The sequence below is a fragment of the Methylobacterium sp. 1A genome (assembly GCF_058072805.1).
On record NZ_JBYQVE010000001.1, the window covers coordinates 178,500 to 195,634 of the forward strand.

18 protein-coding genes are annotated in these 17,135 nt (G+C 71.4%); 10 read left to right on the top strand and 8 right to left on the bottom strand.

Annotated elements, in window-relative coordinates; genetic code table 11:
• Positions 1-42: 42 nt before the first annotated feature.
• On the bottom strand, positions 43-1,128 hold the full coding sequence (pdhA, locus tag ACX9MN_RS00870; protein WP_020095317.1) for a pyruvate dehydrogenase (acetyl-transferring) E1 component subunit alpha: 1,086 nt from the start codon (positions 1,126-1,128) through the stop codon (positions 43-45).
• Between the two features lie 171 nt (positions 1,129-1,299).
• Positions 1,300-1,611, bottom strand: a complete 312-nt coding sequence (locus ACX9MN_RS00875; protein ID WP_012317989.1) for an FtsB family cell division protein — start codon at positions 1,609-1,611, stop codon at positions 1,300-1,302.
• A gap of 112 nt (positions 1,612-1,723) precedes the next feature.
• On the opposite strand from ACX9MN_RS00875, the gene ACX9MN_RS00880 reads away from it, so the two are divergent.
• Positions 1,724-2,926, top strand: coding sequence for an adenylate/guanylate cyclase domain-containing protein (locus tag ACX9MN_RS00880; RefSeq protein WP_489723524.1), 1,203 nt, complete (start codon positions 1,724-1,726; stop codon positions 2,924-2,926).
• A 69-nt stretch (positions 2,927-2,995) separates the two neighbouring features.
• Here ACX9MN_RS00880 and ACX9MN_RS00885 read toward each other — a convergent pair whose 3' ends face one another.
• Positions 2,996-3,400 (bottom strand): DUF3574 domain-containing protein, encoded by a 405-nt coding sequence (locus ACX9MN_RS00885; RefSeq protein WP_489725198.1) that lies wholly within the window; start codon positions 3,398-3,400, stop codon positions 2,996-2,998.
• The gene (gene eno / locus ACX9MN_RS00890; protein WP_489723525.1) at positions 3,397-4,686 is read right to left on the bottom strand and encodes a phosphopyruvate hydratase; all 1,290 of its coding nucleotides are present in this window, start codon (positions 4,684-4,686) and stop codon (positions 3,397-3,399) included. Before eno ends, ACX9MN_RS00885 begins: the two co-directional genes overlap by 4 nt.
• 194 nt (positions 4,687-4,880) lie before the next feature.
• On the opposite strand from eno, the gene queF reads away from it, so the two are divergent.
• Positions 4,881-5,333, top strand: coding sequence for a preQ(1) synthase (gene queF / locus ACX9MN_RS00895; protein ID WP_354455275.1), 453 nt, complete (start codon positions 4,881-4,883; stop codon positions 5,331-5,333).
• A gap of 64 nt (positions 5,334-5,397) precedes the next feature.
• On the opposite strand, the gene ACX9MN_RS00900 is transcribed toward queF, so the two are convergent.
• On the bottom strand, positions 5,398-5,736 hold the full coding sequence (locus ACX9MN_RS00900) for a hypothetical protein (protein WP_012317985.1): 339 nt from the start codon (positions 5,734-5,736) through the stop codon (positions 5,398-5,400).
• 316 nt (positions 5,737-6,052) lie between these two features.
• On the opposite strand from ACX9MN_RS00900, the gene ACX9MN_RS00905 reads away from it, so the two are divergent.
• Positions 6,053-6,727: a class I SAM-dependent methyltransferase gene (locus ACX9MN_RS00905; RefSeq protein ID WP_489723526.1), complete on the top strand. Its 675-nt coding sequence runs from the start codon at positions 6,053-6,055 to the stop codon at positions 6,725-6,727.
• Between the two features lie 5 nt (positions 6,728-6,732).
• On the opposite strand, the gene kdsA is transcribed toward ACX9MN_RS00905, so the two are convergent.
• A complete protein-coding gene (kdsA, locus tag ACX9MN_RS00910) occupies positions 6,733-7,587 on the bottom strand; it encodes a 3-deoxy-8-phosphooctulonate synthase (protein ID WP_489723527.1) in 855 nt (284 codons plus the stop codon).
• 10 nt (positions 7,588-7,597) lie between these two features.
• Entirely contained in the window at positions 7,598-8,086 is a 489-nt protein-coding gene (locus tag ACX9MN_RS00915) for a hypothetical protein (RefSeq protein ID WP_489723528.1), read from the bottom strand.
• 181 nt (positions 8,087-8,267) lie between these two features.
• Between ACX9MN_RS00915 and ACX9MN_RS00920 the strand changes: the two genes are divergently transcribed.
• Positions 8,268-9,278, top strand: a complete 1,011-nt coding sequence (locus ACX9MN_RS00920; RefSeq protein WP_489723529.1) for an alpha/beta fold hydrolase — start codon at positions 8,268-8,270, stop codon at positions 9,276-9,278.
• 75 nt (positions 9,279-9,353) lie between these two features.
• Here ACX9MN_RS00920 and ACX9MN_RS00925 read toward each other — a convergent pair whose 3' ends face one another.
• The gene (locus tag ACX9MN_RS00925) at positions 9,354-10,529 is read right to left on the bottom strand and encodes an amidinotransferase (protein WP_020095308.1); all 1,176 of its coding nucleotides are present in this window, start codon (positions 10,527-10,529) and stop codon (positions 9,354-9,356) included.
• A 210-nt stretch (positions 10,530-10,739) separates the two neighbouring features.
• On the opposite strand from ACX9MN_RS00925, the gene ACX9MN_RS00930 reads away from it, so the two are divergent.
• From ACX9MN_RS00930 to ACX9MN_RS00955, 6 genes are all read left to right on the top strand, one after another.
• Entirely contained in the window at positions 10,740-11,852 is a 1,113-nt protein-coding gene (locus tag ACX9MN_RS00930) for a flippase-like domain-containing protein (protein WP_132366807.1), read from the top strand.
• Positions 11,843-12,466 (top strand): MlaC/ttg2D family ABC transporter substrate-binding protein, encoded by a 624-nt coding sequence (locus ACX9MN_RS00935; protein WP_482959580.1) that lies wholly within the window; start codon positions 11,843-11,845, stop codon positions 12,464-12,466. Before ACX9MN_RS00930 ends, ACX9MN_RS00935 begins: the two co-directional genes overlap by 10 nt.
• An 86-nt stretch (positions 12,467-12,552) precedes the next feature.
• Complete coding sequence (hpnI, locus tag ACX9MN_RS00940; protein ID WP_020095305.1) at positions 12,553-13,761, top strand: bacteriohopanetetrol glucosamine biosynthesis glycosyltransferase HpnI; 1,209 nt, start codon at positions 12,553-12,555, stop codon at positions 13,759-13,761.
• A gap of 57 nt (positions 13,762-13,818) precedes the next feature.
• The gene (hpnJ, locus tag ACX9MN_RS00945) at positions 13,819-15,252 is read left to right on the top strand and encodes a hopanoid biosynthesis associated radical SAM protein HpnJ (RefSeq protein ID WP_020095304.1); all 1,434 of its coding nucleotides are present in this window, start codon (positions 13,819-13,821) and stop codon (positions 15,250-15,252) included.
• A 121-nt stretch (positions 15,253-15,373) separates the two neighbouring features.
• A complete protein-coding gene (gene hpnK / locus ACX9MN_RS00950) occupies positions 15,374-16,216 on the top strand; it encodes a hopanoid biosynthesis-associated protein HpnK (protein WP_489723530.1) in 843 nt (280 codons plus the stop codon).
• 32 nt (positions 16,217-16,248) lie between these two features.
• A complete protein-coding gene (locus tag ACX9MN_RS00955; RefSeq protein WP_489723531.1) occupies positions 16,249-17,124 on the top strand; it encodes a bifunctional helix-turn-helix transcriptional regulator/GNAT family N-acetyltransferase in 876 nt (291 codons plus the stop codon).
• Positions 17,125-17,135: the final 11 nt, after the last annotated feature.

Consider the following 17,135-nt stretch of genomic DNA (forward strand, 5'->3'; position numbering starts at 1 on the left):
GTCGTCTTTTCGTTAGGGGGCGGCCAGCTTTGTCGTCCGCGCTCAGGCGTGCGCTTCGAGCAGGATGTCGGTCCACAGCTCGGACGGATCCGGCTCGGGGTCGTTCGTGGCGAACTCGGCCGAGGCGTTGACGACCTCGCGGACCTTGGCGTCGGTGGCCTTGAGCTCGGCCTCGGGCACGGCGTGCAGCTCGAGCAGGCGCTTGCGCACCATCTCGATCGGGTCGTGCTCATCGCGCATCTTCGAGACCTCGTCCTTGGTCCGGTACTTGGCCGGATCGGACATGGAGTGGCCGCGGTAGCGGTAGGTCTGCATCTCCAGGATGTAGGGGCCCTGGCCGGTCCGGGCGTGCTCGATCGCCCGGGTCGCGGCCTCGCGCACCGTGCGGACGTCCATGCCGTCGACCTGCTCGCCCGGGATGCCGAAGGAGAGGCCGCGCTTCGAGAAGTCCGTCTGCGCCGAGGCGCGGGCCACCGAGGTGCCCATCGCGTAGCGGTTGTTCTCGATCACGTAGACGACCGGCAGCTTCCAGAGCGCCGCCATGTTGAAGCTCTCGTAGACCTGGCCCTGGTTGGCGGCGCCGTCGCCCATGTAGGTCAGGCTGACCTTGCCGTTCTCCCGGTAATGGTCGGCGAAGGCGAGGCCGGTGCCGAGCGAGACCTGCGCGCCGACGATGCCGTGGCCGCCGAAGAACTGCTTCTCGCGGCTGAACATGTGCATCGAGCCGCCCTTGCCGCGGCTGTAGCCGCCGCGGCGGCCGGTCAGCTCGGCCATGACGCCCTTCGGGTCCATGCCGCAGGCAAGCATGTGGCCGTGGTCGCGGTAGCCGGTGATGACCTGGTCGCCCTCGACCGAGGCCATCTGCATGCCGATCACCACGGCCTCCTGGCCGATGTAGAGGTGGCAGAAGCCGCCGATCAGGCCCATGCCGTAGAGCTGGCCGGCCTTCTCCTCGAAGCGCCGGATCAGCAGCATCTCGTGATAGGCGTGGAGATCCTCGTCCCGCGTGAACTGGGGCATGTTCGGCGCGGGGCGATGCGCCTCGGCGGCCTGAGGGCTCGCGGCCTGCACCGGCGCGGACGACGCGTCCTTTGCGGGCTCCTTGGCAGGCTCCTTGGCGGCGTCCATCGGCGCTCTCCCCGTGATTCCACGCGACTTCGTGGGGGTGTAGGACAGCGACGATTGGAAAGCGAGGGCTGCCGCTCTGACAGGAAGCCGCTCTTGTCAGAGGACTTTCGGGACTAGGGAAAACGATCCCCTGGACTTCCGCGGGACGATCGCGGGACCTCCGCGGACCTGTCAGGGCGTGATGATGACCACGTCGTTGGCGTGGACCCGGCCCAGGACGATCCGGGCGCGCTCCTCCAGGAGGTCGCGGTCGATCTGGTCGCTCTTGAGCAGGTTCACCCGGTGCTCCCAGACGGCTCGTTCGGCCTTCACGGCGGCGAGTTCCTGGCTGAGGCCGTAGGCGCGGATCTTCAGGGCCTTCTTGGCCTCGAGGCCGCGGTTGCCACTCTCGGCCTGCCACACGAAATAGCCGACCACGAGCGCCGACAGGGTCCAGAGACCCAGCGGCAACACGACCATTCTGACTCGGCGGCGCACGACCATGGCGCGACCCTCGCGCGGAAAGGTTAACGGTTCTTTTCGACCGCGCCGCGGTCGGGGCAGGACCGCGACGGGGCCGGACCGCGGCCGGGACGAACAGGGGCGAGCCTGAGGCATGGACCTGACGCATCTGGGACGCTGGATCGCCGCGCACGCCACGGCGACCGACGACCACGACACCCTGCTCTCGGGCTTCTGCGAGTCGCTGGTCGAGGCCGGCCTGCCGGTCTGGCGGGTCAGCGTCATGGCGCCGGCCCTGGACCCGACGCTGCGCGGCGTCAGCCTCAACTGGCACGCGGGCGAGGGCATGTCGTACGTCGCCAACGCCCACGGCGCCGACGAGGAGAGCGACTGGCTCCTGAGTCCCGTCTACGCCCTCGTGGAGACGGGCGAGACCTTCGGCCGCTGGCGCCTCGACGCGCCCGGGCTGGCCGTCGACTTTCCGGTCCTGAAGGCCCTCGGGGCGCAGGGCGGCGTCGACTACGTGCTGCACATCGCCGAGTTCGCCCCCGGAACCGCGCTGCGGGGCATCGCGGTCTCGTTCTGCACCCGCGCCGCCGCCGGCTTCACCGAGGCGGACCTCGCGGCGATCGCCGGTGTCCTGCCGTTCCTGACGCTGGCGATGGCCAAGATGGGCCTCGCCCACACGTTCCGGGAAGTCTCGGCCACCTATCTCGGCCGATCCACCGCCGAGCGCATCCTCGACGGGCAGATCCGGAGGGGCGAGGGGCGGGCCGTGCCGGCGGCGATCCTGCTGACCGACCTGCGCGGCTTCACGGCCCTGGCCGACCGGGTGGATCCGGCCGACATGGTCACGTGGCTCAACGAGCATTTCGACGCCCTCGGCGATCCGGTGGCGCGGCACGGCGGCGAGATCCTGAAGTTCCTCGGCGACGGCTTCCTGGCGATCTTCCCGGTCCCGGACGCCGACACCCTCCCCTGCCCGGTCTGCGGGGCCGCCCTCGACGCCGCGATCGAGGGCCTCGCCGCCAACGCGGCGCTCAACGCCCGCCGCCGCGCCGAGGGGCTTCCGGAGCTGCCGGCCGAGGGCGTCGTGCATTTCGGGACGGTGATGTACGGCAATGTCGGGACCGAGCGGCGCCTCGACTTCACGATCATCGGACGGGCGGTCAACGAGGCGAGCCGGATCGAGAGCCAGTGCGCCGCCCTCGGCCACGACCTCCTCGTGTCGGACTCCTTCGCCGAGCGGTGCGCCCGGCGGCTGGAGCCGGTCGGGACGATCGAGTTGCGGGGCCTGTCGCGGCCGATGCGGGTCTGGACCGTGCCGGGGGAGTCGTCCCGTGCGGCGATGACCTGAGGCGAGCGCCGTCTTCCGGGCTCGCCTGCGGCGCCCCGGAATAAGGTGGGAGGCGCCGCGCCGACGTCGTCAGAACAGCGCGCAGCTCCGCTGGAGCACCAGCCCGACCGCGCCCTGCACGAAGCGGCGCCGGTAGGCCTCCCGGATCTCACGCAGGGCCGCGACCGCTTCGGGCGTCGGTTCGGTGACGATCAGGACGATGCGGGCGGCCTCGCGGACGATGCGTCCGTCCGGCCCGCGCCACTGGCCCCGGCCGCCGAACACGGTCAGCCCGTCCGGGAACCGCGGGGTGATCCACTCGGCCAGGAACCGGTCGAAGGCCGCCCCCGAGACGCGGCCGCCGTCCGGCCGCGACAGGCCGAACAGCAGCTGCGCGCTGAGCGTCGGGCGGGCACCGTCGCAGAGCGGGTCCGCGCGGGCCGGGCCGGCCGCCCCGACACCGAGCAGGCCGGCCAGCAGGATCTTACCGATCAGCGGCGGGCGAGCTGCTTGAGCGCCGACGGGCCGGCGTAGAGTGCCTGCGGGCCCAGGCCCTCCTCGATGCGGATCAGCTGGTTGTACTTGGCCAGTCTGTCCGAGCGGGCGAGCGAGCCGGTCTTGATCTGCCCGCAATTGGTCGCAACCGCGAGATCCGCGATGGTCGAGTCCTCGGTCTCGCCCGAGCGGTGCGACATCACCGCGGTGTAGCCGGCGCGCTGGGCCATATCGACCGCCGCCAGGGTCTCGGTGAGCGAGCCGATCTGGTTGACCTTGATCAGGATCGAGTTGGCCGTCTCCTCGGCGATGCCGCGGGACAGGCGCTCGACGTTGGTGACGAACAGGTCGTCGCCCACGAGCTGGCAGCGGTCGCCGATCTTGTCGGTGAGGAGCTTCCAGCCGGCCCAGTCATCCTCCGACATGCCGTCCTCGATCGAGACGATCGGGTAGGTGGCGACGAGCTGCGCGAGGTAGTCGACCTGCGCCTCGATGGTGCGGGTCTTGCCCTCGCCCTCGTACGCGTAGGCGCCGTCCTTGAAGAACTCGGTGGCGGCGCAGTCGAGGGCCAGCGCCATGTCCTGGCCCGGCTTGAAGCCGGCGGCGCTGATCGCGTCCATCACGAAATCGAGGGCGGCCTCGGCGGACGGCAGGTTCGGGGCGAAACCGCCCTCGTCGCCGACGTTGGTGTTGTGACCGGCCTTCTTCAGCTTGCCCTTGAGGGTGTGGAACACCTCGGAGCCCATGCGCACGGCCTCGGCGAGCGAATCGGCGCCCACCGGCATGATCATGAATTCCTGGAAGTCGATCGGGTTGTCGGCGTGCGCGCCGCCGTTGATGATGTTCATCATCGGCACCGGCAGGACCCGACCCTGCACGCCGCCGACGTAGCGGTAGAGCGGCAGGCCCGAGGCCTCGGCCGCGGCCTTGGCCACCGCCAGCGACACGCCGAGGATCGCGTTGGCGCCGAGGCGGGCCTTGTTGGGCGTGCCGTCGAGCTCGATCATTGCCTCGTCGACCGCGACCTGGTCCTCGGCCTCCATGCCGCCGATCGCGTCGAGGATCTCGGTCTGGGCCGCCTCGACCGCCTTCAGCACGCCCTTGCCGAGGAAGCGATTCTTGTCGCCGTCGCGCAGCTCCACCGCCTCGTGGGCGCCCGTGGAGGCCCCCGACGGCACCGCGGCGCGGCCGAAGGAGCCGTCCTCCAGGATGACGTCGACCTCGACCGTGGGGTTGCCGCGGCTGTCGAGGATCTCGCGGGCGCTGATATTGGTGATCGCGGTCATGGAACGTCCTCTCGCGGGGGCCGCGGGTCGGCGACCGCGCCCAAATTAGGGGTGCGGCGCATCGCGGCGGCTTATCCGTCAAGCCGCGGCCGGCGGCAAGCGCCGGGACGGACGGCGCACAGCCAGGTCCTGCCGGGAAAGCGTCGCGGATCAGGCGGATGCGCGCGGCGCCGGCAGGCTCTATATGGCCGGCCATGACCTCTCCCGACGATCTCCAGCTCGGCCAGCCGACGCCCCTTCCCACCTCGCCCGAGGAGGCGCGGCTCGACCGGGTCCCGAACCCGCACGCGGACACCGACTACGTCGCCCGGTTCACCGCGCCGGAATTCACCTCGATCTGCCCGGTCACCGGGCAGCCAGATTTCGCGATCCTGGTGATCGACTACGTGCCCGGTGACTGGCTGGTGGAGTCGAAGTCGCTGAAGCTCTACCTGGGGGCGTTCCGCAACCACGGAGCATTCCACGAGGATTGCACGGTGGCGATCGGCAAGCGGCTCCGCGACCTGCTTGAACCGCGCTACCTGCGAATCGGCGGGTTCTGGTATCCCCGCGGCGGAATCCCGATCGACGTCTTCTGGCAGACGGGCGACTTGCCGAAGAACGCGTGGCTGCCGGACCCGGGCGTGCCGCCCTACCGCGGACGCTGACCGAGCCAACGAAAAGGGCGACCGGCTCGCGCCGGTCGCCCCCGATCCTTCCGGATCTCCGATCTCAGTAGCCGTAGCCGTAGTAGCCGTAGCCCGGAGCGGCGTAGCCGTAGCCGCCGTAAACCGGGGCGTAGCCGTAGCCGTAGGACGGGGCGTAGCCGTAGCCGCCGCCGTAGTAGCTGTCGCGGGCCGCGCCCGCGGCGATCGCACCGGCCGCGAGGCCGGCAATGCCGAGGCCGATGGCGGCGCCGGTGCCGATGCCGCGACGGCCGCGGTAGTAGCCGTGACCGTAGCCGCCGTAGCCGCCGTGGTAGCCGTAAGGCCGCGCCTCGGCGCTCGTGGTGACGGCAACACTGCCGAGAGCCATGGCGGCGGCAGTGGCGATGATACCGATCTTGCGCATAGTGTTCCTTCTCGATCCCTGATCGAACATGCCCAATAACGTGGCCGCATCCGGACAGTTCCAGATTTCACGCCGGACTTGCGTGCGGATCCGCACCCAGTCGGGATTATGAACCGTTGTTCAGCGTGGCCGCCGCTTCGATGAGTGCGGTCAAGCTTGGGTGCGGCTCTTCCGGAACCGCTCGAACTCTTGCGGCGAGTCTTCGGGAGCACCTGAAACGCCGCGGCGGGCCGGCGCGGCGGACGGCCGGTCCCGGAGATGGAAATCCGCCCCGCCGCGGGTCGGGCGTGCTACGGATCTGCCGGGAGGACCGACGATGGATGCCCTGACCCTGATCCGCGAGAGCCTCGCGCCGCTGGCCGGCAAGCGGGTCGTCGATATCGGGTGCGGCGCCGGGACGCTCGCGCGGCAGCTGGTCGACGCGGGCGCGCGGGTCACCGGGATCGATCCCGGCGCCGCGGCGCTCGCCCGGGCGCGGGCCGCCGTGCCGGAGGCGCGCTTCGAGGCCGCGACCGGCGAGGCCCTGCCCTTCCCGGACGCCAGCTTCGACGGCGCCGTGATGCTGAATTCTCTCCACCACGTCCCGGACCCGGCGGCGGCCCTCGCCGAGGCGGCCCGCGTCCTGGCCCCGGGCGGGCTGCTCGTCGTGGTGGAGCCCCTGGCGGAAGGCGGCTTCTTCGACGCCCTGCGGCCGATCGAGGACGAGACCGCGATCCGCGCCGCCGCCCAGGACGCCATCGCGGCCGCCCTCGCCCGCGGCGCCTACGCGTGCCGCCGCGACGCGACGATCGCGCGGCGGGAGCGCTTCGACTCCCTCGACGCCTTCCTCGCCCGCGTCAGCGCCGTGGACCCGGCGCGCGAGGCGACCATCCGGGACCGGCGCTCCGTGGTCGAGGAGGCCTTCCTCAAGGCCGCCGCGCGCGAGGCCGACGGGCAGTTCGGCCTCGTCCAGCCCCTGCGGATCCACGTCCTGGAGCCGGCGGCCGCCTGAGCCGGTCAGGCGGCCCGGCGCTTGGCGAGGCGGTCGAAGGCGAGGAGTTCCTCGAGCAGGGCCGGCATGTCCCTCAGCGCCACCATGTTGGGGCCGTCGGAGGGCGCCCGGTCGGGGTCGGGATGGGTCTCGATGAACACGCCCGCCACGCCCACCGCCACGGCGGCGCGGGCGAGGACGGCAACGAACTCGCGCTGTCCGCCGGAACTCGCCCCCTGCCCGCCGGGCTGCTGCACCGAGTGGGTGGCGTCGAACACCACCGGCGCGCCCTGCGTGACATGCGCCATGATCGGCAGGCTGCGCATGTCCGAGACCAGGGTGTTGTAGCCGAACGAGGCGCCGCGCTCGGTGACGATGACGTTGGGGTTGCCCGCCTCCGTCACCTTGGCGGCGACGTGCTTCATGTCCCAGGGCGCCAGGAACTGGCCCTTCTTGATGTTGACCGCGCGGCCGGTCGCGGCGGCGGCCAGCAGCAAGTCGGTCTGGCGGCACAGGAAGGCGGGGATCTGGAGAACGTCCACCGCCTCGGCGGCGGGGGCGCACTGCTCGGCGGCGTGCACGTCGGTCAGCACCGGCAGCCCGAGGGTCTCGCGGATCTCGGCGAAGACCGGGAGCGCCCCGTCGAGGCCGATGCCCCGGGCGGCGCTGCCCGAGGTGCGGTTGGCCTTGTCGAAGGAGGTCTTGAACACGAGGCCGACGCCCAGACCCGCGGCCATCTCCTTGAGGGCGGCGGCGATCTCCAGGGCGTGCTGGCGCCCTTCGAGCTGGCACGGGCCGGCGATCAGCGTCAGCGGCAGATGGTTGGCGAAGCGCGCGTCGCCGACTTGGACGACGGGGCCGGGTGTCTCGATCTTCGACATGCCGGCCGGTCTAGCCCGCGCGGCGGATCCGCGAAAGCCCGGGCCGGGGCGCGACCCGACAGACCGTGCGGTCGTCTCGGAGGGCGTCCGCGCGCGGGCCGGTCTCGCACAGCATCAGGATCCGGCCGGCGCCACCCCGGCGCGGGGCATCGGCCAGCAGGCTGGCCTGGTGGAGGTTGAGCGCCAGTACCTCGACCGCGGCGGCGTCCGCCCCGGCGAGCGCCTGCGCGGCGCGGCCGATCAGGACGAAGTAGGCCGGCGCCGGCTCGCGCTCGCGGGAGGCCACGGTGATGCGGGCGGGGGCGCGGCAATCGAGGCTCAGCCGCTCGGCATCCTGCGCCCGGAACACCGCGACGGGGCCGGCCCGGCCGGCCAGGGAGGCGCCGGTGGTGCGGATCACCCGCGCGGCGAGGACGTCGCAGGCATCCGCCGCCCGGGCCGGGGCCGGCCCGAGGAGGAGCGTCCCGGCGAGGGCGGACAGGGCGGTGAGGCGCAGCATCGGGACATCCGCGGCGAGAGACGGTCGCGCCCGGCATATAGCGCGCCCGGGAGATAGCGCGCCCTGCGGCGGGCGCGAAGCCGCGCCGCTCCGCGGGACGTGGACAGGGACACCCGGATGACCGATCTGAGCGGGCGGCGCGGCGCCGCACGCCGCTCGCAGATCAGGCTCCGACGCGGCCATGCTCCGAACCCTCCTCGCTTCCGTCCTGCTGGCCCTGGTGCCGGCCGGGCACGCTTCCGCAGAGCCGCCGCAGCAGCCGACCTACGGGCCCGAACTCGAGGGCTTCGCCTACCCGTTCCCGGTCGAGCGGTTCCCGTTCACGTCGCAGCGCCAGCCGCTGCAGATGGCCTATCTCGACGTCCGGCCGGCGACGCCGAACGGCCGGACCGCCGTTCTGCTGCACGGCAAGAATTTCTGCGCCGCCACTTGGGAGAGCCAGATCCGGGCGCTCAGCGCCGCCGGGTACCGGGTCATCGCGCCGGACCAGATCGGCTTCTGCAAGTCGAGCAAGCCGGCGGCCTACCAGTTCACCTTCCGGCAGCTCGCCGAGAACACCCGCGCGCTCCTGGAAAAGCTCGGGATCGAGCGGCCGATCCTGGTCGGCCACTCGACGGGCGGCATGCTGGCGGCCCACTACGCCCTGCTCTACCCCAAGGCGGTGGAGCAGCTCGTGCTGGTCAACCCGATCGGCCTGGAGGACTGGGCCGCCAAGGGCGTGCCGCCGACCTCGGTGGAGCGGTGGTACCAGCGCGAGCTGAAGGTGACGGCGGCCTCGATCCGGGCCTACGAGACGGCGACCTACTATGCCGGCGCCTGGGAGCCCCGCTACGAGCCCTGGGTCACGATGCTCGCGGGCCTCAACAACGGCCCCGGCAAGGAGGCGGTCGCCTGGGACTCGGCCCTGCTCTACGACATGATCCTCACCCAGCCGGTGGTCTACCGGTTCCCGCAGATCGCGGTGCCGACGCTGCTCCTGATCGGTCAGAAGGACAACACGGCGATCGGCAAGGACCTCGCGCCGCCGGAGGTGCGGGCGAGCCTCGGCAACTATCCCGAGCTCGGCAAGGCGGCCGCCAGGGCCATCCCGGGCGCGCGGCTCGTGGAGTTCCCGGATCTCGGCCACGCGCCGCAGATGTCGGACCCGGAGGGGTTCAATGCGGCGCTGATCGCCGGGATCGCGGCGCGCTAGGCGCCGCGCGCCGTCCTCCGTCGTCCCGGGGCGCTCGCGGCGCCCCGGGACGACGGCGTGCCCGGCGCCTTGATCCTAGAAGTAGGACTTCAGCACGCCCCGGCGGCGGACGTCGAGTGTCGCGCAGTGGAACGAGCCGCCGAACGGGCCGTAGCTGAGGAACGGCGCCGGGATCGGGTCGAAGCCCCAGTCCTTCAGGGCCTTGATCAGCGTCGGCTGGCTCTGGTCGACGACGATCTTCTTCTCGGTGATCGCCAGGACGTTGATCGAGGTCCAGGGCGAGCACATCGAGATCTTGCTCATGAAGCCCTCGACCGGGTCGGGGCGCGGGGCGACCAGCACGTCCCACTTCTTGAGTACGGCCGGGAGCTTCTCGACGTCGACGTAGTCCGGGTTCACCAGAACCTTGCCGGGGGCGAGCGGCATGAACGACGAGTCGATGTGCATCGGCTGCGGGCAGCGGCTCTCGATCTCGTGGATGCGGAAGCCCGGGCCGAGGTGGCGGCGCAGCCACTCGATGCCCATCAGGTTCGTCACGTTCGAGCGGGTCACGAACAGGTCGCGGCCGCAGCGGACGAAGTCGGCGGCGTCGAAGACCGGCTCGAACTCGTTGACCGTGAACTGCATGGGCTCGCCGGCCTTCAGGTTCGGCACCCGGTAATCGTAGTTGTAGAGGTCGTCGGTCAGCTGGGGCCGCGGCGCGGAGGTCCAGCGGGCGCCGGCGCGGAAGTACTCCTTGAACAGCGACCGGTAGGCGTCGCCCTCGAAGTAGCGCGAGCGCCAGCACATCGGGCTCTCGATGATCTCGTCGCCGATCACGAGGTACGGATCGCGCGGGCAGGCGACGCAGAAGCCGCGGGAGGACCAGCGCGGCGCCTTGAACTTCTTCGAGAAATCCACCGCGTCGGGGCGGCGGACCTTCACGCCCTCGCCGGCCAGGATGGTGATGAAGTTGTCGAGCTCGGCCTGGGCGAGCTTCTTCATGAACTTCGGATACTTCCAGCCGCTCGCCAGCCGGTAGAACGGCTGCGCGGCGCGCGGCAGGTTGAAGATCACCGTCAGGTGGTGAGTCGGGATCGTGGCGCCGTCGAGCGAGCCGACGATGACCTCCTCCAGCGGATCCCACTCGTTCCAGGCCATCACCGGCGACTGGGGAGCCGGCACGCCCGGTCCGGTCCCGCCCGGAAAGCCGCCCGCATGCGTGTCGTCGGTCACGGCCTCCAGGGCCGTGATCGGTGATTCGCGCTCCATGACGTGTGCCCCTTCTGCGACGTGCCGCGGCCTTCTGCGCGGGCTTCTCCGCCCCGCCGCCGCTTTGGCCCTCGGTGTGTCAAACGGGTGATAGACACCGCTAATCCGTGCTGCAACGTGACAGAAACGTTCCCGGGCCGATGGACCTATTTCTGCCGCGACCGTGACCGATTTCCCGCATCAAGCCTTACGCGAGCTTGAAAGACGACAATGAAGCGCCTGACGACCTTGGCCTCGATCGCCGGTCTGTGCACGGTCGTCGGCCTGTTCATGTCCTCCGGCCTGGAGGATGTGTCGGCCGCCGTCGTGAGCGCCGGCTGGGGCGCCGCCCTGGTGGTGCTCGCGCGCTTCGTGGCCGTCGCCTGGGCGGGGCTCGGCTGGTACGTCGTGTTCCCCGCCGGCGCGACCAAGCTCGCCGACTGCATCTCGCTCCGCTTCGTCCGCGAGGGCATCAACACGCTGCTGCCCGTCGCCACCGTCGGCGGTGACTTCGTCGGCGCCCGCCTCCTGTCGAAGCGCAACGTTCCGGGCGCGCTCGCGGGCGCCAGCATGTTCGTCGACCTGATGACCCAGGCGCTGACGCAGCTCCTGTTCACGGTGGCCGGCCTCGCCCTACTGGTCCTGATCTCCGGCGACGGACCGATCGCCCACACGGTCGAGGGCGGGCTGGCCCTGGCGGTCCCGGCGCTCGGCGCCTTCTACCTGATCCAGCGCAAGGCCGGTCATCGCCTGATCCAGGCGCTGCTCAGCCGCTTCGCCTCCGGGCGCGAGTGGCGGGCCTTCGGCGCCATCGACCAGCTCTACGACAGCCTGCGCCGGCTCTACGGCAACCACGGTCGCTTCGCGTTGGCCCTGGTGGTCCACCTCGCCGGCTGGGTGATCGGCACGCTCGAGGTCTATGTCTGCCTGCGGTTCATGGGCTACCCGATCGACTTCGCGCAGGCGCTCATGATCGAGAGCCTCGCCCAGGCCGTGCGTGGCGCGGCCTTCGCGGTGCCCGGCGCCCTGGGCGCGCAGGAGGGCGGACTGATCGCCCTGTGCGGCCTGTTCAATATCCCGGCCGAGGCGGCGCTCGCCCTGTCGCTGGTCAAGCGCTTCGCCGATCTCGGCGTCGGGCTCCCGAGCCTCCTGCTCTGGCACCGGATCGAGTCCAGGCTCCGGTCCGAGACGCCGGAGGAAGAGGAGCGCGAGCCTGCGCCGGAGGCCGGGCGCAAGGCCAAGACGGTCGCGCAGCCCGCAACCCTCGGCCCGTTCTACAGCTACGCTCCGCCGCGCATGGGGGCGCGGCTCGGCGACGGCGAGGAGTTGAAGAAGTGCGCCTGACCCACCGGCTCGCGGCCGCCCTCATCGCCGCACCCCTGGCCCTGACCCTGCTCGTCCCGGCCCCGTCATGGGCCGCGGACGATCCGGCCGTTCAGACCGTGCGCGACCTCTACGCCGCCTTCTCGGCCGCGCTGAAGGACGGGCCCGGCCCCCTGCCGGCCCGGGTCGAGGCCGTCGGCCCCGCGCTCGACAAGGCGTTCGACTTCCCCGCCATGACCCGCGTCGCGGTGGGCTCGAAATGGTCGAGCTTCACCCCGGAGCAGCAGGCGGCGGTGATCGACGCCTTCAAGCGCAGCCTGACCGTGACCTACGCCAACCGCCTGGCCCGCGCCGCCGGCGGCAAGTTCGACGTGACCCCGAAGGTCGAGGAGCGGGGCGCCCAGCGCGTGGTGCCGACCCGCGTCACCGCCGCGGACGGCGACGATTCCGCCGTGGACTTCGTCGTCAACGCCGACAACCGCATCCAGGACGTCCTGCTCAACGGCGACGTCAGCGAGATCGCCGCGCAGCGGAACGCCCTGTCGGCGCCGCTGAAGTCCGGGGGCGCCGACGGCGTCGTGAAGTTCCTCCGGGCGCGGGCCGACGGCATGCTCGCGGCCAAGCCGACGCCCTGAGCGGCGCCGGCGCCTGCGCCGACCTGAACCGGCCGTTCGCGGCCATCGCCGCCTCGGCGGCCGGACGACCGCACGGATCCGACCGGATGGATGTCTCCTCCCTGGCGCTGCTCGGCCTCTCGTGGCTCTCGCTGCTCTGCCTGATCCTGGCGGCGGCGGGCTGCGTCTACGGGCTGGCCGCCGCCATGTGCGCGGGCCGCTACGCGGGCCGCCGCCCGCCGGTGCTGCCCGCCGGCGCGACGCGGCCCTCCGTGACCGTGCTGAAGCCGCTCTGCGGCCTCGAGCCCAATCTATACGCGAATCTCGAGACCGTGCTGCGCCAGGACTACGCCGGGCCGGTCCAGGTCCTGTTTGGCGTCCAGAAGCCCACCGATCCCGCGATCGGCGTGGTCGAGCGCCTGCAGCAGGCCTATCCCGAGGCCCGCATCGACCTCGTGATCGACGGCCGGCAGCACGGATCGAACCGCAAGGTCTCGAACCTGATCAACATGGCCGAGGCCATCGCCCACGACGTGGTGGTGCTGGCCGACAGCGACATGGTGGTGGGGCCCGACTACCTCGAGCGCCTCGTCGCGGAGCTGTCCCAGGACGGCGTCACCGGCGTCACCTGCCTGTACCACGGGGTCCCGGCCTTCCGGGGCCTGTACGACCAGCTCTCGACGCTCGCGATCGACACCCACTTCCTGCCCAACGTCGTGATGGGCCTGAGCCTCGGTCTGGCGAAGCCCTGCTTCGGCTCCACCGTGGCCTTCACCCGGGCGAGCCTGGAGGCGGTCGGCGGCTTCCGCACCTTCCGCAACGATCTGGCGGACGATTACGCCATCGGCGCCGCCCTGCGCGGCCTCGGCGGCCGGGTGGTGATCCCGAGCTTCACGATCGGCCACACCAGCGTCGACACCGATCTCTCCGGCCTGTGGCGGCACGAGCTGCGCTGGAACCGGACGATCCGCACCGTCGACCCGGCGGGCTACGCCGGCTCGATCGTCACCCACGCCTTCCCGCTCGCGCTGCTGGGCGCGCTCCTGCCCGGCGCCGGCACCGGCGCCCTCTGGGTCGCCGCCGCGGCGCTGGCGAGCCGCGTGCTGCTCTGCCGGCAGCTGGAGCGGGCCTTCGGCCTCGCCCCGCACCCCTACGGACTGTTGCCGATCCGCGACATCCTCTCCTTCCTGAACTTCTCCTGGGCCTTCGTGTCGGGGGCGGTGACATGGAAAGGTCACGATTATCACGTGGTTGCGGATGGCACCCTGATCCCGGACGCCGAACTCGGCCGCGATGCCGGCGCGCCGCTCCGCTGAACCCGGCTCCCTCGTCCTCCGCCCCTCCCCCGGCATTGCCCTGAGGCCTTGAACCCCATGCGCACGCTCTTCCTCCAGGCCCCCACCTTCGACGGTTTCGACGGCGGTGCCGGCTCCCGTTACCAGGCCAAGCGCGAGATCAAGTCGTTCTGGTACCCGACCTGGCTGGCCCAGCCGGCCGCCCTGGTGCCGAACTCGAAGCTGATCGACGCGCCGCCGCACAACATCAAGCTCGCCGAGATCGTGGCCCAGGCCAACGACTTCGACCTCGTCGTGCTCCACACCTCGGTGCCGTCGTTCAAATCCGACGTGAAGACGATCGAGGCGCTCAAGGCCGCCAACCCGAAGCTCATCGCCGGCCTGATCGGCGCCAAGGTCGCGGTCGACGCCGCCGGCGCGATGGCCCAGGCCCCGGTGGTCGATTTCTGCGCCCGCAACGAGTTCGACTTCACCGTCAAGGAGGTCGCCGACGGCGTCCCGATGTCGGAGATCAAGGGGCTGTCCTATCGCGACGCCAACGGTGTCGTGGTCCACAACGAGGACCGCGAGATCATGACCGACATGGATCAGCTGCCCTTCGTCACCAGCGTCTACAAGCGCGACCTGGAGATGGAGAAGTACTTCATCGGTTACCTGAAGCACCCCTACATCTCGTTCTACTCGGGCCGGGGCTGCAAGAGCCGCTGCACCTTCTGCCTCTGGCCGCAGACGGTCGGCGGCCACACCTACCGCACCCGCTCGGTCGCCCACGTGATCGAGGAGATCAAGTACTGCCTGAAGGAGTTCCCGCAGACCAAGGAGTTCTTCTTCGACGACGACACCTTCACCGACAACCTGCCGCGCGCCGAGGAGATCGCCCGCGAGCTCGGCAAGCTCGGCGTCACGTGGTCGTGCAACGCCAAGGCGAACGTGCCGCGCGAGACCCTGAAGGTGCTCAAGGAGAACGGTCTGCGCCTGCTGCTGGTCGGCTACGAGTCCGGCAACCAGCAGATCCTGCACAACATCAAGAAGGGCATGCGGGTCGAGGTCGCCGAGAAGTTCACCAAGGACTGCCACGACCTGGGCATCGCCATCCACGGCACCTTCATCCTCGGCCTGCCGGGCGAGACGAAGGAGACGATCCAGGAGACGATCAACTTCGCCAAGCGGATCAACCCGCACACGATCCAGGTCTCGCTGGCGGCGCCCTACCCGGGCACCTTCCTGTACAAGCAGGCGGTGGAGAACGGCTGGCTCGACATCGAGAACGCCGAGCTCGTCGACGAGAACGGCGTGCAGGTCGCGCCGCTGCACTACCCGCACCTCTCCCACACCGAGATCTTCACTTCGGTCGAGGAGTTCTACAAGAAGTTCTACTTCCGGGCGCCGAAGATCGCCTCGATCGTCAGCGAGATGGTGCGCTCGCCCGACATGATGAAGCGCCGCCTGCGCGAGGGCGTCGAGTTCTACCGCTTCCTCAAGGAGCGTCAGGGCACCGCCAAGGCGGCCTGAAGTCAGGGGTCCGGGGCCTGCGGCCCCGGCGGGGAGCGGGGGAGAGCCCCGCCCCTCTTCCAGGGCTCCGCCCTGGACCCGCGAGAGGGCGAGCCCTCTCGACACCCGTTACGAGGTTACCGTGAAGCGTCTGGTCGTCACCGCGGATGATTTCGGGCTGAGCCCCGAGGTCAACGAGGCCGTCGAGCAGGCCCATCGCGACGGGATCCTCACGGCGGCGAGCCTGATGGTCTCGGCGCCGGCCGCCGCCGACGCCGTGGCGCGGGCCCGGCGGATGCCGTCCCTGCGGGTCGGGCTGCACCTCGTCCTCGTGGAGGCGTGGCCGACCCTGCCGGCGGAACAGCTTCCCGACCTGACGGACGAGGCCGGCCTGATGCGGGCCGACATGGCCCGCCTCGGCCTCGACTTCGCCCGCAGGCCCGCGGCCCGGCGCCAGCTCGCCGCCGAGATCCGGGCGCAGTTCGAGGCCTACCGGGCCACCGGCCTGCCGCTGGACCACGTCAACGCCCACAAGCACTTCCACGTCCACCCGCTGATCGCTGGGGCGGTGCTGCGCGTCGGCCGCGACTTCGGGATGCGCGCCCTGCGGGTGCCGCGGGAGCCGCGCGAGATCCTGCGCCGCGCCGAGCCCGGCGCGCGGCCGCGAGCCGCCCTCGACATCGCCCCCTGGGCGGCGCTGCTCGCCGTCCGCGCCCGGCAGGCCGGGCTGCTGATCCCCGACCGCACCCTCGGCCTCGCGTGGTCCGGCGCCATGACGCCCGCCCGTGTCGCGGCCCTGCTGGCCGAACTTCCGGACGGCCTGACCGAGCTCTACACCCATCCGGCCACCGCCGGCGGCTTCCCCGGCGAGGCGCCGGGCTACCGCTACGCCGACGAGCGCAACGCCCTGATCGCCCCTGCATCCCGGTCGGCCGCCGACGCGTCGGGCGCCGTCCGCGGCGGGTTCTCCGACTTCCTCGGTTGACCCAGGTCGTTATCTGACTTTAGTCAGGTAACATGGAGCCTGCCGAGATCGCCCGCGTCCGCCGCTTCGCCCGCGCGGTCACCGCCGAGGTCGGCGCGCTCGATTCCTCGTTCCTGGGCCGCGGCCGTCCCCTCGGTGCGGCGCGGGTCCTGAACGCCGTCGGGGCCGGGCGCGCGGAGATCGGCGAGATCCGCGCCTATCTCGGCCTCGATTCCGGCCTGATGAGCCGCCTCCTGCGGAGCCTGGAGGAGGAGGGGCTGGTGGCGACCGCGCCGCATCCCGCGGATGCCCGCCGCCGGGTCGCCTCCCTGACCGAGGCCGGGCGGCGCGAGTTCGCGGCCTACGAGGCGCTGTCGGATGCCCGCGCCGTCGCCCTGCTGGAGCGCGCACCGCAGGTGGACGCGCTGCTGCACGCCATGGACCGGGTCGCTCTGGCCCTCGGGCGCGACGCCATCGCGATCCGGGAGGCCGACCCGACCGACGCGGGCGCCCGCGCCTGCCTCGCCGCCTACTACGCCGAGCTCGCGACCCGGTTTGCCGGCGGGTTCGACGTCGCCCGGTCGTGCGACCCGGAGGCCGCCGCCATGGTGCGGCCGCGCGGCGTGTTCCTGCTCGCGTGCGCCGACGGGCTGCCGATCGGATGCGTCGGGCTCAAGGGGGGCGGCGGCGCGGTGGCGGAGATCAAGCGGCTCTGGGTCGATCCCGCGGCGCGCGGGCTGGGCCTCGCCAAGCGGCTGATGCGCGAGGCCGAGGCCGCCGCCCGCGACCTCGGGATCCGGACGCTGCGGCTCGACACCAACAGCGCCCTCTCGGAGGCCCTGGCGCTTTATCGGCGGTCGGGCTGGGTGGAGATCGACCGCTTCAACGACGATCCCTATCCGGACCACTTCTTCGAGAAGGTCCTCTGAGGCCCTCCGAA